The 13813-nt window shown below is 46.7% G+C and carries 18 protein-coding genes; all 18 read left to right on the forward strand.

What is annotated here, in order from left to right; translation table 11 throughout:
- The first annotated feature begins 480 nt into the window (after window positions 1–480).
- A complete protein-coding gene (locus ACN0YN_RS28635) occupies window positions 481–1425 on the forward strand; it encodes a hypothetical protein (RefSeq protein ID WP_417388317.1) in 945 nt (314 codons plus the stop codon).
- 71 nt (window positions 1426–1496) lie between these two features.
- Window positions 1497–1883 (forward strand): immunity protein YezG family protein, encoded by a 387-nt coding sequence (locus ACN0YN_RS28640; RefSeq protein WP_417388318.1) that lies wholly within the window; start codon window positions 1497–1499, stop codon window positions 1881–1883.
- Window positions 1884–1980: 97 nt separating this feature from the next.
- Window positions 1981–2517 carry a hypothetical protein gene (locus ACN0YN_RS28645; protein ID WP_417388319.1) on the forward strand — a complete coding sequence of 179 codons (537 nt, stop codon included), beginning with the start codon at window positions 1981–1983 and terminating at the stop codon, window positions 2515–2517.
- 235 nt (window positions 2518–2752) lie between these two features.
- Window positions 2753–3859 carry a hypothetical protein gene (locus ACN0YN_RS28650; RefSeq protein WP_417388320.1) on the forward strand — a complete coding sequence of 369 codons (1107 nt, stop codon included), beginning with the start codon at window positions 2753–2755 and terminating at the stop codon, window positions 3857–3859.
- Window positions 3860–3966: 107 nt separating this feature from the next.
- Entirely contained in the window at window positions 3967–4260 is a 294-nt protein-coding gene (locus tag ACN0YN_RS28655) for a hypothetical protein (protein ID WP_417388321.1), read from the forward strand.
- A gap of 182 nt (window positions 4261–4442) precedes the next feature.
- Entirely contained in the window at window positions 4443–4994 is a 552-nt protein-coding gene (locus ACN0YN_RS28660) for an imm11 family protein (RefSeq protein ID WP_417388322.1), read from the forward strand.
- Between the two features lie 59 nt (window positions 4995–5053).
- Entirely contained in the window at window positions 5054–5476 is a 423-nt protein-coding gene (locus tag ACN0YN_RS28665; RefSeq protein ID WP_417388323.1) for a hypothetical protein, read from the forward strand.
- Between the two features lie 127 nt (window positions 5477–5603).
- Window positions 5604–5927: a carboxypeptidase regulatory-like domain-containing protein gene (locus tag ACN0YN_RS28670; protein WP_417388370.1), complete on the forward strand. Its 324-nt coding sequence runs from the start codon at window positions 5604–5606 to the stop codon at window positions 5925–5927.
- A gap of 24 nt (window positions 5928–5951) precedes the next feature.
- Window positions 5952–6710 (forward strand): hypothetical protein, encoded by a 759-nt coding sequence (locus tag ACN0YN_RS28675; protein ID WP_417388324.1) that lies wholly within the window; start codon window positions 5952–5954, stop codon window positions 6708–6710.
- A gap of 42 nt (window positions 6711–6752) precedes the next feature.
- Window positions 6753–6992 (forward strand): hypothetical protein, encoded by a 240-nt coding sequence (locus ACN0YN_RS28680; protein WP_417388325.1) that lies wholly within the window; start codon window positions 6753–6755, stop codon window positions 6990–6992.
- A gap of 173 nt (window positions 6993–7165) precedes the next feature.
- On the forward strand, window positions 7166–7990 hold the full coding sequence (locus ACN0YN_RS28685; protein ID WP_417388326.1) for a 2-phosphosulfolactate phosphatase: 825 nt from the start codon (window positions 7166–7168) through the stop codon (window positions 7988–7990).
- 198 nt (window positions 7991–8188) lie between these two features.
- Complete coding sequence (locus tag ACN0YN_RS28690; RefSeq protein WP_417388327.1) at window positions 8189–8383, forward strand: hypothetical protein; 195 nt, start codon at window positions 8189–8191, stop codon at window positions 8381–8383.
- Between the two features lie 211 nt (window positions 8384–8594).
- Window positions 8595–9917, forward strand: a complete 1323-nt coding sequence (locus ACN0YN_RS28695; RefSeq protein ID WP_417388328.1) for an SUMF1/EgtB/PvdO family nonheme iron enzyme — start codon at window positions 8595–8597, stop codon at window positions 9915–9917.
- A gap of 312 nt (window positions 9918–10229) precedes the next feature.
- Window positions 10230–10664, forward strand: a complete 435-nt coding sequence (locus ACN0YN_RS28700; protein WP_417388329.1) for a hypothetical protein — start codon at window positions 10230–10232, stop codon at window positions 10662–10664.
- An 82-nt stretch (window positions 10665–10746) separates the two neighbouring features.
- On the forward strand, window positions 10747–11316 hold the full coding sequence (locus tag ACN0YN_RS28705) for a hypothetical protein (protein WP_417388330.1): 570 nt from the start codon (window positions 10747–10749) through the stop codon (window positions 11314–11316).
- A 65-nt stretch (window positions 11317–11381) separates the two neighbouring features.
- On the forward strand, window positions 11382–12008 hold the full coding sequence (locus ACN0YN_RS28710; RefSeq protein ID WP_417388331.1) for a DUF1294 domain-containing protein: 627 nt from the start codon (window positions 11382–11384) through the stop codon (window positions 12006–12008).
- A complete protein-coding gene (locus ACN0YN_RS28715; RefSeq protein WP_417388332.1) occupies window positions 12005–12529 on the forward strand; it encodes a hypothetical protein in 525 nt (174 codons plus the stop codon). Before ACN0YN_RS28710 ends, ACN0YN_RS28715 begins: the two co-directional genes overlap by 4 nt.
- A 324-nt stretch (window positions 12530–12853) precedes the next feature.
- The gene (locus ACN0YN_RS28720) at window positions 12854–13750 is read left to right on the forward strand and encodes a metallophosphoesterase (protein WP_417388333.1); all 897 of its coding nucleotides are present in this window, start codon (window positions 12854–12856) and stop codon (window positions 13748–13750) included.
- Window positions 13751–13813: the final 63 nt, after the last annotated feature.

Here is a 13813-nt window from a genome sequence, read left to right on the forward strand (position 1 = left end):
AATAGATGATTGAGCGTACCGCTTGATTAAGTCTCAGAAAGGTACCCATGCGCGAAGAATAAAACCACTTGACAAGATGCTCTTCATAGATAAGCCCGAATATAATTCGGGCCGAGCGTAGCGAGCAGGAGGTCGCAGCTCCCGCGTTCAATCAACACCAGTCCGTCCCATCCCAAAACTCAATCAGCCGCAGAGCGTTAGCTCCGGTTGTCTCCGAGATCTCCGTGAACCGCGGCTAACGCCGTACGGCTAATACAATAAAAAAGGGTGCCCCGGATGTAATCCGGGGTTGTCGCAGACAACAGGAAACTGTCAGAGCCATCCCACAATCCAGGGCTACACTTCCCCCGCACACCTCACCATTTTCCCACTGAAACCTACGAACTGCCCACTCGATCCGTTATCATATCCCCAGAGATACTCATGGATTCACATACCTGAATCCGCCACACTTTGACCACCAGAAAACAGAATACGACCATGAATCGAATCCTTTCCGCGGCCTGGCTCACCATCACAGTCCTATCGACCTTTCCAGCTTCTGCCGCAAATCCGGAAGCCACAGATACACCTAGTCGCCTCTACGACGCCGGCGTTCCCGAGACCGGCTACCTGACGCTCAAGACAGACAACTACACTGTGCCCCTCGACGCCGCCAGTGGCTGGACCATCGAGAAGATGCTGTTTCGCGGGCAGGAGTTCGGGCTGAACAACGGCCACTACGGCACCGTGCTGCGTCCCAAAGGGGAACAGTGGTGGGGCACCGGCCACCAAGAGGGGGGCCGCGAAGTCGTCCATCGCCTGCAGCTGTTCGTGGACGGCACAAAAACTCCTATCACAAAAACCGATGAAACCATCACCGGCAAACAGATCAGATTCATCAAGGAATCCACGATCTGGAAATTCATCGTCCGCGCCGAGATCATCCTGACCGACTCAGAGATTTATGAACGCACACAGATGGTGGCTCAGGCAGAAGTCGACCTCGACCTGCTTTATTACTTCATGCACTGCTTCCCGCCCACCTCAACAGAGTGGATGGCCCAGCTCCCCGACGGCACCATCGAAACCGGTCCCCTCTCCCATTCCAAGAAGATGGCGATCAGCAAAAATACAACCTGGGTTGCCCAGTTCAATCCGGAACAGCAGCTCAGTTCGCTCTGTTACACGCCCCGCGTGATCCGAGGCGAAGGCAGCACCAGTATGATCTGGGACCTCGACCGTTACCACAAATACTACCTCCGCCACAACAACGGCCAGTCCTTCAAAAAAGGGGACCAGCTCGACTTCACAGTGATCGTCAAAGCCGTCCCCGACGAAACCGGCAACTGGCAAGCCACAAAAAAAGCCGCCGCGGAATTAATGAAACAGTTCCCGGCGGAAAAACAAACACGTGAAATAAAACCATCTTCATCTGCCAAATGAATTGATTGGGTTCCTGACACTTTATTCTCCTCGATTTCTGATCCCCCTGATAATCTATGAAAGTGTAAGAGATGATTGAAGGTATCGAACGGTTTTATCAAGAAATTGCAGAATCAATTCAGGATGCAATCCCGGAAGAATGGGCAACAGCCAGGATGGATGCAGTATTCTACCCTGATGGGAGTCGATACTTTGGAGAATTTACTCGCAAAGCAGACGGAGTAGCACGAAGCTTTACTACAAACCGTCAAGGGGAACGTGCTTTTCGAGAAATTAGGAAGCTGTTTAAGAATGCAGGACAACCTCTATGGAGCAAAGCAAGCTTTGAGCTTAATGCTGAGGGTAAGTTTGATATGAAATGGGAGTATGATGATAGTGATGAAAATGGGTACGCCATTTTTGATGAAGAAAGGGAGAAAAAAGAATTCGAGGAGCGATACAAACGCCTCACAAGATAGTACAGCAATCAGGGAATAAAAAGAGGGCGGAACTCTTTTTATAATGAGACCTGGCACTTATTTCCCTTAAAAATAATAGAATAATTGGCCTTCTACCATGGCGATTGAGATCGAGATAATCCCCACTGTTAAACATTATTTAACGTGGAGTACGCTAAAAAGTCGGCTTATTGATTTACGACCTGACTTGTTTTCAACAATATCTGGCAAATCTCTGAAACTGTTTCAAATAGAGAATGGTATTGAGCACGAAGTATTTGGCGATGAATTGATTTGTCCTTCTAAAAGTTACCGTTTTGATATAAACAAAAAATATGGCTTGTTTCTCGGCGTATATTCAAATGTTGCAACATATACCAATGAAGAAGAATATATTGACGACTTTAGTTGTAATCTTAATGAATGTATGCAAATAGAACTTGCCGAAAAATGGAGAACTGCAGGATACAGTTTTGATGTAGTTTTGCGAGGAATACAGTTTAACCCAACCTTAGATGATTTTATTGTGATAGCAGTAGCTGCAGCACAATTATGTGATGGTTATATACTTTTAAAAGACAAAAACATTTTTGATATCCCGCCAGGAGCTTATTTACCAGGAGAATTTATTTTAGCTAAGTCTCGCTTTGTATGATTCATTGTGGAATCAGAAAAAGGTATCAGAGAAGTTAAAGGAGTCAGGTACCTTCAAATATATGGTTCCCGACACCTTTTAACTCCAAAGTAATCTTTTTCTACTAATAAAATAATTTTAAGATGAGTCTGACTGGAAGGTGGACCTGGGGCAATATTTCCCAATCCAGTCAATCAGGGTTTATGCCTACTCCTGGCAGTTGATTAATAATTTGTCTATTTCTGAGGAGAAAAACATGCATCAAGGATGGTATGCAGGCAGCAATCAATTGACTTCGCAAGCTCGATCAGTCCAATTTAAGTTGCCGATTTTTCTCATTTTCGGATTCGTTGCCGTCATGTTCTCTCCGCTTTCAAAAAGTTGGGGGCAGCCGTGGAAAGACAGTCTTCGTTCGCATCAGATCAGTCCTGAAAAAAAAGAGACTTCTAATCGAACTTCGTCGGTGACTACTGCTGGTGGTTCTGCCCTCACCCTGCCAGCGAAAGTCAAATATATTAAATATTCTCAGGCCAAGGTTCCCGGCGAAGTTGATGGCTCCATAAAGTCAATTGATGATCTTCCGCCAGAGAAAAGAAAGCAGTTTGATCAGGCTTACGAAAACTGGCAATCGGCCCTGAAACATGAGCGTGAGTTGGAGCATAAAATTCTGGAAGAGAATCCACTTCCTGAAACAGCTGTCATAATACTGAATGGCGAATTATCGACGAGAGAAGCTCAGCTCAAACAGGAGATAAGGAAGTTGCCCGCCGGCTGGAACACCATTCTTCAGCGAAAGAATTCTCCAGAGAGACAGCGATGGGTGATTGCATTCCATCAAGCCAATCTGAGTAAGTGTTACCAGGAATCAGCAGAAGATAAGCAGTTTCGACCGTTGCTTGCCTGGTGGGCCAAATTCGTATTCACCAATGAGAATCTGAAATCATTTGTATTTGAAGAAGACCTCAAAGGTTCGATTCTTGAGAAGAGAAAAAACGATTCCACTCTCACAAACGAAGCATATTTAAAAGAACTTTTGGCAATGTATGCACGGCACAGCAATCGCTATCAGGAAGAGTTGCATGCTGCTCAAAAAGACTTACAGGTCCCAGACGAGTTACCGAAGTTGCTGACGGATTTAACCAGAATCGATATACAGCATCTGGTTTGTTCCACTTACAAACGGCTGAGTGTTCAACCACCTGAGCTGGTTACTGCCAGACAGAACAGGGAACAGGCCTCTCAGGAACTAACACAAATCTGGCCTCATTGGCATCTCTATCACAAAGAAAGATCAGAGCGCTTATCAGTAGAACGTGATAAAAAAAATCAGCGAACAGCAAGAGAAAATCAATATAAGAAATAGCTGTCAGGAACCTTAATTGGAATCGCCGCGGAATTGATGAAACAGTTTCCGGCGGAGAAATGAAATGGTAAATATTCGGAGCAGGATTAACGCGAAAATTTTCAAAGATGGCACGCATACAAGATGAATTCTTAGACAAGAGCGTGATAGACGGGTTCCCCCCCATTCTGAATCCTGAGGATGCGATAGCCCTCGTTCGAAGCTGTCGAACAAGCAAGGCGAAGGTATTGGGAATCGATGGCTTTCATATTATTGACAGCAAAATGCAACCTGATATGGCAGAAAGTATCGACTTCTCTACTAATCGAAAGCTTGTAAATGACTGCCGGACTGAGGCAGAGCAGTTTCTACAAGCACGTATCAAGAGCGAATTGGTTTTTGAAGTCGTTGTCGATGAGTAGAGGGGCTGCGAAATGCCAGAAAAAGAGTCCAGGCAACTTTTTTCTCTTCAAGTCCGGGCAAGTATATCGGGACGCATTGCTGGACGAACTCTATCAGCTTAGGAGAGAGATTCTGAACGGCGATTTGGGCGACTTGTTGCGAGCACCCGCATCACAGGCTGACGTTAGAGGAAACTTTTAGGATGCATTACTATCAACTTGTGATGGCAACCGACGACCGTTGGACCCTCTCGATTTGCCGAGAGTTCCCCGATGGTTCACCGGTGGATAAATGGGCGTATACACGCTGCCAGACATTGGCATCGCCTTCACCTGTCCCCTTTCAAGTGCGGGTGCAAGGAGATGCCGTTGACTACAATTCAACTGCATTTGGGTGCTTAGTCGTGTCCACTCGAATGGGACAAATCATCGAAGAGATTTCGCCGGACGAAATCCAACGAATCCCTGCGTTGGTGGACGCCGAGGGTGACTGGGAAGTGCTTAACCTACTTCACTGCGTGGACTGTATCGACTTTGAGCGATCAGATATTCAGTTCTACCCCGACGATCACCCAGAGAAGGCTGGTAAGCCGAGAGGAGTGAAGAAGCTCCGAATCAGCGGAGCTTCAGTAGGAAGCTGCCACATTTTTCGTCCCCGAGATTGGACGGTTGCAGAAATCGTCTCTGAGAAGGTCAAACAGGCACTTGAAGGAAATGGAATTAAGGGAATCGAGTATTGGCCGGTTACGGAGTGAATTCCCTTTGCAACTCTCAGCTACTATGATTTTGTTCTACAATTCAGAAGATAAATACCATGAGTTACTCCATAGAAATCGCAAATTGCCTCTGTACAGTTTTTGACAAAGCGTCTACGTTGGAGGCAGCAGATCTGGCAGGATATAGAGAGAACATACTGTTCTGGGATAATGAATACATACATTGCATGGAGGTATTAAAAGGATACAGCAGACGGTTCCAGACTATGAAAGAGGGAATTAATAATTTCCAGCAGACCAGGGGACTGATTTCCGATTCATTAGAGCATGGAAGAGGTCTCTGGAGCGAAGCATCATTGAACCCTAAGAAACCATTAAAAAAAGCAATTAAGAATTCACAAATAAAAGATTCAATCTCAGCCCTTTCGAACGCTTATGAGCGTTTTTTAAATCGACTGGAAAAAGAAGAACTTTTAAGTACAAACGAAAGAAACGGCTTACCCAGTTGTACTCAGGAATAATAAAAAGTGGGCGAGTATTTTTTTAGTGAAACCTGACCTCTATTAGTCCCCCCTGTTTGTGAAGAATGCCACGATAATGAATTCTTTTCCAAGAGGCTAAAAGATGAATAGAAAAATATTCGCCGCAATGTGTGTGGTTTATACTCTAGTCGGGTTCTTCGGGTGTGAAGGGATAACGGAAATTTCAGGACGAATCACTGATTCTCGTAATATTCCAATTAAGGATGCACAAATTGAGCTATGGTCCGGAACAAAAGGAGACTCTTTTTCGTCAAGTGATAGTGAACTATCAGATGAAAAAGGAAACTATTCAATCTACTTGACTCATGCTCCGACTAGAGATGTACTCAATCTTAAGGTCTCAAAAGATGGGTATAAAAGTCACAATGATAAGATCAAGGCAGGTACTAATGACAAATCATTGAATATAACTTTAGAATCCGAAAAGTAATTCTTGGGGGGAGGAGAAAAAGTGATGCGTATGCACATATGCCGCTTTCTATTATTTTTTGTATTCATCGGAGGTAGATTGCAGGCAGAAGACTATCTGCTTCGTGTGCAGCCTGTTTCTACTGTTAAAACGGTGGCAACAAAAATGAATGGTACACTCGAATTCAGTGTGACCCCAGAGCGACCGTTTTTTGTGAGATCGACACTCGGCGGGGACTCTCAGATTATTTTCAAAGGTAAGCTTCACAAAATCGATAACAGCACATTTGAAATCGAGTATGATGGCCAGATCACAGAACTGCGGGCCGATCCGAATCCACGGCTGACCCGAAAGGGTAAAGTCAAGGTTGAAGTCTATGGTGAGGAAAACCTGATCTCAAAACTGTCGTCTGCAAAGGATTCGTCACCACTCGATTTTATTATCTCGCTTAAGCCTCTACGTTCATTTGGAGCAATGGAGAAGACATCTGGCTTTGCGGTTCGTCTTGTTGACCCCTCTGGCAAGCCGGTTGCGGACGCCCATGCAGGGTTGTACGGGCCAATGTCTGAATCCCCCTGGGAGTCCGTGATTAAGGGAAGGACCGATGCAGACGGAATCATTAAATTCACAGAAGGAAGAGAAGATCTCCCGACACGGATATTCTATGCAGAGCATAAGGGACGGAAGTTATATGCAGCAGAAAATCTCAATGTCGATAAGATTCGTGCAAAAGATTTTAAATACTTCACCATCACGATGACGGATCAGTTTATACTATGGAAGAAGCCCCAAGAAAATAATTAACCTGAAAAAAAGAAACCTGATCCCTGCTTACTCAGCCATCACATGAACCATGCACTGGAACAACGTCTTAAGCTTCTCGTGGTGTCTGACACGTCATTACAGTTTGTAATCGAAGAACTGCGCCAGATGAAGAGCGAGGGCTTTCAGCAGGAAGTCGTTCGAAAGACTTTGGAAGAACTTCGACTAGAGTGTAAAACCGAAAAGGAAGAAGATCGCACACTCGAAGTGTTGGACTTCGTTTCAGGATTTTGCGCACCTGATAATCAAGTCTGGGAAAACTGATCCCGCATCAGATGATTCGTGCGCTGGAAATTTGCATGGACCACCCGTGGACTGTTTCACTTTCGCTTTCTGAGATTACGATCTGAACGATACAGTCATTTGCTTTCAGGATTCGCACAACCGGCGTGGTGCTCACCTTACTTAATCAGTTCTGAAATCACTTCCACATAATCATGAATAATCATCCTACAGACGTTGATGGAACTCAGGCATTTGATCCATGGCCGGACACTCAGGTTCACATTGAATGGGGGGTCCCCGGTGCGGCATTAGCTATGGAACGAGGAGATTATGTCGTACTGGTCGATATCCTGTCTTTTTCGACCAGTGTTTCGATCGCTTGCAGTCGAGGGGCTCGCGTGCTTGTCTATTCGCTTGAAGAGATTGAGTCGATGGGAGGGAGAGAACAGACCACGAAACTCCTGAATGCTGATATTGTGACGAAATCTCGGCACGCTTTACCTGGAAGATATTCGCTTTCCCCTGCCTCCCTGATGGATTGTAAACAGAATGAGCGTCTGATTGTGACTTCTCTGAATGGCGCCCAATGTGTCGCAGCTGCTGGAAGTGCCGGCCGCAGTATTATTGGGTGCTTTCGAAATCGTCGTGCCACTGCCGATTATCTCTCTCAGATTCTTAAGTCCAACCCATCTGACAACAAAAGGATTACGCTTGTTCCGTGCGGTGAAATGTGGTCATCCATCGCCAGTCACGTCGGATGGCGTCCCAGCATTGAAGACTGGCTGGGAGCGGGAGCAATCGCGGAGCGTCTCGTCGAACAGGGGTTAACCTCATCCACCGAAACTAACGCAGCGATCGCCGCATTTGTTTCGTGCTCTTCAGATATCCATGACGCATTGTTAAATTGCGTGAGCGGCAGGGAGCTCATCACCAGATCCTTCTCCAAAGACGTCAAGCTTGCTGCGGAGATTGACGTTGAAGCTTCGACGGTTGTCGAATGCAGGGAAGGAACGCGAGAGTTTCAGAGCCACCAATAAAATCCGTTTCAAGGCTGGAAAAAGGTACCAGAAACAGTAATTTGACCTGTGTAAGTTCGAGAGCAGGAAAAGCCAAAATGCAGATAGCAGACGTTGTAAGTTTTTGGATCTGAAATGAGTGGAACCGGTTAATTTTCAGCGAGCTACTTTAAAAGCAGTAAAAAGTTCCTGACACGAATGGTACTGTCGAGTTGTAACATGTTCCGGCAGTTTCTGCTGTCGTCGATGTATCCCATGGCCGCCGACTGGCGAGCGCACTATTGTTTTGCACTGGGTATCGCCATGCAAGACAAGCTTCCCAACCGACCGGGACGCAAATATCTAAGTGAAGCGTATCGACATCGTACCAAGTCAACTCACTTCAAAAAACGCGAAAAAAGATCAGATGCATAAGCAGAATGAAGTAAGTGCTATTTGGATTGCCCCCCTCATTATATTTACTTGTTTCGAATTCTATAATCAGGGTTTCTTTTACTCACCTGGGTAAATAGAATTTAACGCACTCACCCAGCTCTGCATTCATGTGTGCTGATTATATGTAATCAAGAGAGCGAGCACCGCGGTTGCCCGGCGCCAGCAACCCTGTCCTGAGGTCCATTCTTCAATGAACAGTCAAGAACCGTCTGATACTTTTAATCCTTATCACGTGTGGCTGGGAATTCCACAGCAAAAATGTCCGCCAACGTTTTATGAGCTGTTGGGAATCTCTCTGAATGAAGACGACCGCTTTGTCATCGAATCTGCGGCAGAGCGACAGCGGTCGCATGTGGAACAGTACCTGGGAACGAAGTGGAATCAATTTGCCAATCAGCTCATCAGCCAGATTGACGAAGCCGAGATCACTCTGTTAAGCCCTGAGTTGCGGCGCGAATACGATCGCAAGGTGAATCTGTTTAAAAAACGGCGGAAGAATCGGCAGATCGATCCGACTGCAGCTCCCGGTGCCCTGATGCCGGGGGGCACCCGGTCTGTCGGCGAAGGAAGTGGTCTGGCCCGTGAATATGCGGGGATTGTTTCGGTGCTGGCGATCGCGTTTATCGCCATGGCGGCGAGTTCCTTCTTTTTGCCCTGGAAAAAGCTTCTGCCTGACCCCGAACAGAAACAGCAGGCCGAAGAACAAACCGCGGTTGCTGAAAACAGTCGCCCTGAAGAACCAGGAACAGTAGAGAACAACAACACAGAAACGACGTCTGCTGCAATGCAGTCAGAGGAATCCGGGGAACCTCTCCTGGGAGTCGGCATCCAATTCAAACGGCTTCCCGGCGGCACATTCACGATGGGCGCAGCCAACGAGCGAGGCAGCAGTAGTCCTCCCCACTCCGTCACCATCACGAAGCCATTCGAAATCGGCATTCATGAAGTCACACAAAAACAGTACGAAGCCGTCATGGGGACGAATCCGAGTGTGTACGCAGGCGAGAACCATCCGGTAGACAGCCTCAATTGGAATCAAGCCACGGAATTCTGCCGGAAGCTGTCAGCCATGCCGGCTGAAAAAGCGGCCGGGCATGTCTATCGTCTGCCGACGGAAGCGGAATGGGAGTACGCGTGCCGGGCGGGAACGTCCTCGAAATTCTGTTGCGGCGACGATGAGTCAGAACTGGAGGACTATGCCTGGTTCAAGAATAACGCACTCACAACGACACATCCTGTGGGACAAAAGAAACCCAATCTCTGGGGGCTCTACGATATGCACGGCAATGTTTACGAGTGGTGCCAGGATTTTTATACGCGTTATCAGGAAGGGGCCGTTACCGATCCCCAGGGGGGTGAGACAGGACCGGGCCGGGTGGTTCGAGGAGGCGGCATGAGCAACATTGCCGACTACTGCCGTTCTTCAGAACGTGCCTATGTTTCTGCGGAAACCAACAGACACTCCTACGGCCTGCGGGTGGTACGCGAGATTGCTTTACCAGCGGGGGAATAAGAAACTGTCCCCTTAATTCTACTTGCTTGAAGCACGAAATGATGCACAATTATTTTCTACGATGTTAGAATCTGATGGCAGACGCAATATAAAGAATCTTCGTCAGGGATCATTGTGCAAATGGACTATCAGGAGGTAAAAGGCAACAGGACTTTGCACCTTTTAAGCCTCTCAAACGCTGCCAGACCCTCCATGCTGAGCCTGAATCCATCTTGTCAGATGAAAACAAATTCTTAAAATCAAACCAGCTGGCTGTTGGTGTTGAGAGAACCAGTCCCGTTCTGTTTCTGATATGAGGAAGCGAGTTCCCAAATGCAAATGAGGCATATTCCATTGATGGCATTCGCATTATGTATATTGACCATCACATCTCTATCAGCGATGCAGAAGCAGCCCCCCCGGTCAATCCGGGCAGGACAGAATATCAACGAAGCGATCCAGGTCATGGCACAGGCAGGTTTGAAAGAGGGCATGGGGGTGGAGATAGCGACTTTCAATAAAAATATAGAATTGACAGGGTGGCCTGTTACGAATGGTCATCTGGTAGCGGCTTTTTCCAACGTTGATGGTCGTATTAAATCCTTAACTTTATATATGGATCAGGATCGCCCTAAATCAGAACGCACGAATGACCTGGTTTTCGAAGTGAATGCGTATGCTCCTGCTACCGGACAGACTTTAATGATCGTTCCTAATTCAGGAATGAAGGTGCGACAACAGACCACTACAGGCAAAGGGAAAAAATAAGGCTGCCAATCTCTATACAAAGCCGCTGGGGCTTCCTGCAACTTAAAAATCCTGGCTTCTATCGTAGTAAGAAACAGTGCTTATGAAACTACTGGAAACCAGTAATCCTTCTGTCGCCAGAATTTTATTTCTCAGTCTGATATTGGGATTGAATGGTTGCGGAACGGAGCAGAAAGAGAAAACTGCCGGTGCAGTTGAAGAACACGATTCGCCTCCGGAGACGCCCATTGATCTTTCTCAGATGGAATGGAACGATGAACTGGCGAAATATCGAGGAAAGCCGGTCAGTCTCGTAGGGACGGCTCAATCTTCCAAAGCTTCAACCCGGGTCAACGGCGTGGAAATCTGGTCGAGGGAGGGTTACATCTGGCCCGAAGATGTGGTCGGACAAACGGTGAAGGTGGTTGGCATCCTGGACTATCACAATTTCGATCAGGAAAGAAAACGGATCAAAGAACTGCAGTCACGTGTGGGGATAATTCAGCACCGTGGCTTCCCCGAGGGCGTTGCTGGAACCTATGTGATTCGAGGTCAGTACTGGTGTCTCCAGGCGGACGTTCTCCCGCATACAAAACGGCTGTTCGAAACGGATCCGCTCTCGGATCTGGAACACAAAGCTGTCTGGGGAGAGGCGCTCCCTGCTCACGAATAATAAAAGGTGTCAGGTTAATGAATCTTGAACGCTTATCCGCCATCATCATGAAAAAGTAAATTGAAATGCGTTTACAGGGTAAAATCAGGGACTGGGATGATGCAAAAGGCTTTGGCTTTATCTCATCTCAAGACAACGGCAGTTCGGTCTTTGTGCACATCAGTGCCTTCCCTCGTTCGGCACGACGGCCGCAGGCAGGCGATCCGGTTTCGTTCGAAACGGTCCATGAAGAGAACGGGAAAGTCAGAGCGGAGAACGTCCGTTTTTCAGATCAAACCGTGGGCAAACGTCTGCGCAGCGCGCCCGCGGTTTCATTTACCGTACTGTTTGTCGGTTTTTTACTGGTCTCTGTCTATTTCCACCGCATCCCCTGGCTGGTGCTGGCGGGATACTTCGTCGCGAGCTGTGTGACCTTCATCGCCTACGCCTGGGATAAATCCGCAGCACAACGGGGAAAGTGGCGGACTGCAGAATCGAACTTACACGTCCTGGCACTGCTGGGAGGCTGGCCCGGCGCACTGGCGGCACAACGCCTGCTGCGACATAAATCCAGCAAGCAGAAATTCCTGATTGTATATTGGCTGACCGTATTCCTGAACGTGGCGGCAGTGAGCTATTTTGTGTGGCGTGGTGATACAGGTTTGTTTAATGAACTGATGAATGTGTTTGAAAAAAGAGAATATATTCCATGAGTCGATTAAGTTATTTTTTGACACCTGAATCAGCATTCGAGGCTTTGAGAAAGGCGAAACTTTCTGAGGGGAGTCGTCTCATAATCCGCCGATTTTCAAAAGATGAAAAATATGCTGGTATGAAAACCCTGGATCTGGATGATAAAAATAATGCATTAACTTATATGAGTGGAAATTATTGTGAATACTATTTAACCCTGGGTAGCGTTCCTCTCACAAGTAGTGACTGGGATTTTACTGATCGTGCTAAAGCGGAACTATTAGTGTTTGACGGCGGACGCCTTGTTCAAAATGATTTGGAAATTACAGATCTCAGAATATTCTCAAAATTCAGTCAGGCAAAAAAGAATTTCAGGGCAGTTAAGAAAGCAATCCTTGACATGTGTGACAAAAAAGGGGTTGTGACTTTATCTGGAGAGCATGATCCCGGTATTTATCTTCCAACGACATTAGAAAAAAAATACCGACTTCGATTTTCACTCAATAAAGAAACAGACAATTTCATCTGTCGACCGTCTTAAATCTGCAAACAGAAATTTACATCAGACATGGAATCAAAATATTCAATCTTCTTGACAGACTTCAAGACAGTTGCCGATACCTTTTCGTCCAACCTGTATTAGACCCGAGGGCTGGGTGATGTTAAGCTATAGAGTGGAGTTTTCTGGAGCAATTCCACGCTCCTGTCATTTCAGCCCCATTGGGAAATTCACGATTACCACAAAAAGGATGCGAGCTAAATGAACACGCCTGGTTTAATTTACGATCTTCGACAGTCCCTTCAGAGTAGATTGAAACTGGTGCTTACAGTTCTCTGCGTCAGCTTTTTGCTGCAGCCGGCTGCGATGGCTGAAGAGAATGCAGCAGAAAGTTTTTCTGTAGTACTGCTGCCCGACACACAACTCTATTCCGAAAAATTTCCCGAAATCTATCAGGCACAAACGGAATGGATCAAGGCGAACGTCGAAAAGCGTAATATCAAATTCGTCATTCACCTGGGCGATATTGTTCAGAATGCAACGATCAGAGAATTTATCGTTGCCGACAAAGCCCATGCCGTCCTTGATGACGTGGTCCCCTACAGCATGGTTCCGGGAAATCACGACATGAAGACAGTCAACAAACGCTTGACGCGCGACACTACCAACTACAACAAATATTTCCCACCATCCCGCTACAAACATCAGAGTTGGTACGGCGGAAATAAAGGCGAAACCAACGACAACAACTATTGTTTCTTTGAAGTGGGCGATTTGAAATTCATGGTCGTCAGTCTGGAGTTTGCACCTACTGACGAAACCATCGACTGGGCGCGGAATATTATCTCACAGCATAAAAACCGACGGGTGATTGTCGCAACGCATTGCTATATGCGCCCGACCATGCGTGATACATCATCGCCACGCAGATATGGCATTGAAGGGAACAGTGGCGAAGAACTGTTTCAGAAACTGATCCGCAAACATGATAACATCGATATGGTCATGTGCGGTCATGTATTGGGCGTTGGATTATTGAAAAGCAAAAACGATTTCGGCAACGAGGTGATTGAGATGCTTACCGATTACCAGGGACTACCCAACGGCGGCAATGGCTGGCTGCGGATCCTTAAATTTGTTCCCGGCGAGAACCGTATTGATGTCGAAACCTATTCTCCCTTGCTGAAGAAAATCAACTCAAGCGAAAAACACACCTATCAACTCGACTACCAGATGCAGCCTCAGAAAACGGATGTTAAATAAAAAATCTCTCAGTTCGTGCCTACCTGAAGGTGTCAAGAACAGATGGCACTGCCTGCTGTGGTG

Origin of the sequence: Gimesia sp. (assembly GCF_048260065.1) — a bacterium.
In the GTDB taxonomy this organism is placed as follows: Bacteria; Planctomycetota; Planctomycetia; order Planctomycetales; family Planctomycetaceae; genus Gimesia.

Bases quoted from the DNA above. Each gene is read 5' to 3' on its own strand.
- ACN0YN_RS28660 (WP_417388322.1), top strand. From the start codon at position 4,443: ATGCATTACTATCAACTTGTGATGGCAACCGACGACCGTTGGACCCTC.
- ACN0YN_RS28720 (WP_417388333.1), top strand. From the start codon at position 12,854: ATGGCTGAAGAGAATGCAGCAGAAAGTTTTTCTGTAGTACTGCTGCCC.
- ACN0YN_RS28675 (WP_417388324.1), top strand. From the start codon at position 5,952: ATGCGTATGCACATATGCCGCTTTCTATTATTTTTTGTATTCATCGGA.
- ACN0YN_RS28695 (WP_417388328.1), top strand. From the start codon at position 8,595: ATGAACAGTCAAGAACCGTCTGATACTTTTAATCCTTATCACGTGTGG.
- ACN0YN_RS28680 (WP_417388325.1), top strand. From the start codon at position 6,753: ATGAACCATGCACTGGAACAACGTCTTAAGCTTCTCGTGGTGTCTGAC.
- ACN0YN_RS28710 (WP_417388331.1), top strand. From the start codon at position 11,382: ATGCGTTTACAGGGTAAAATCAGGGACTGGGATGATGCAAAAGGCTTT.
- ACN0YN_RS28655 (WP_417388321.1), top strand. From the start codon at position 3,967: ATGGCACGCATACAAGATGAATTCTTAGACAAGAGCGTGATAGACGGG.
- ACN0YN_RS28645 (WP_417388319.1), top strand. From the start codon at position 1,981: ATGGCGATTGAGATCGAGATAATCCCCACTGTTAAACATTATTTAACG.
- ACN0YN_RS28665 (WP_417388323.1), top strand. From the start codon at position 5,054: ATGAGTTACTCCATAGAAATCGCAAATTGCCTCTGTACAGTTTTTGAC.
- ACN0YN_RS28715 (WP_417388332.1), top strand. From the start codon at position 12,005: ATGAGTCGATTAAGTTATTTTTTGACACCTGAATCAGCATTCGAGGCT.
- ACN0YN_RS28635 (WP_417388317.1), top strand. From the start codon at position 481: ATGAATCGAATCCTTTCCGCGGCCTGGCTCACCATCACAGTCCTATCG.
- ACN0YN_RS28670 (WP_417388370.1), top strand. From the start codon at position 5,604: ATGTGTGTGGTTTATACTCTAGTCGGGTTCTTCGGGTGTGAAGGGATA.
- ACN0YN_RS28690 (WP_417388327.1), top strand. From the start codon at position 8,189: ATGTTCCGGCAGTTTCTGCTGTCGTCGATGTATCCCATGGCCGCCGAC.
- ACN0YN_RS28640 (WP_417388318.1), top strand. From the start codon at position 1,497: ATGATTGAAGGTATCGAACGGTTTTATCAAGAAATTGCAGAATCAATT.
- ACN0YN_RS28705 (WP_417388330.1), top strand. From the start codon at position 10,747: ATGAAACTACTGGAAACCAGTAATCCTTCTGTCGCCAGAATTTTATTT.
- ACN0YN_RS28685 (WP_417388326.1), top strand. From the start codon at position 7,166: ATGAATAATCATCCTACAGACGTTGATGGAACTCAGGCATTTGATCCA.
- ACN0YN_RS28650 (WP_417388320.1), top strand. From the start codon at position 2,753: ATGCATCAAGGATGGTATGCAGGCAGCAATCAATTGACTTCGCAAGCT.
- ACN0YN_RS28700 (WP_417388329.1), top strand. From the start codon at position 10,230: ATGCAAATGAGGCATATTCCATTGATGGCATTCGCATTATGTATATTG.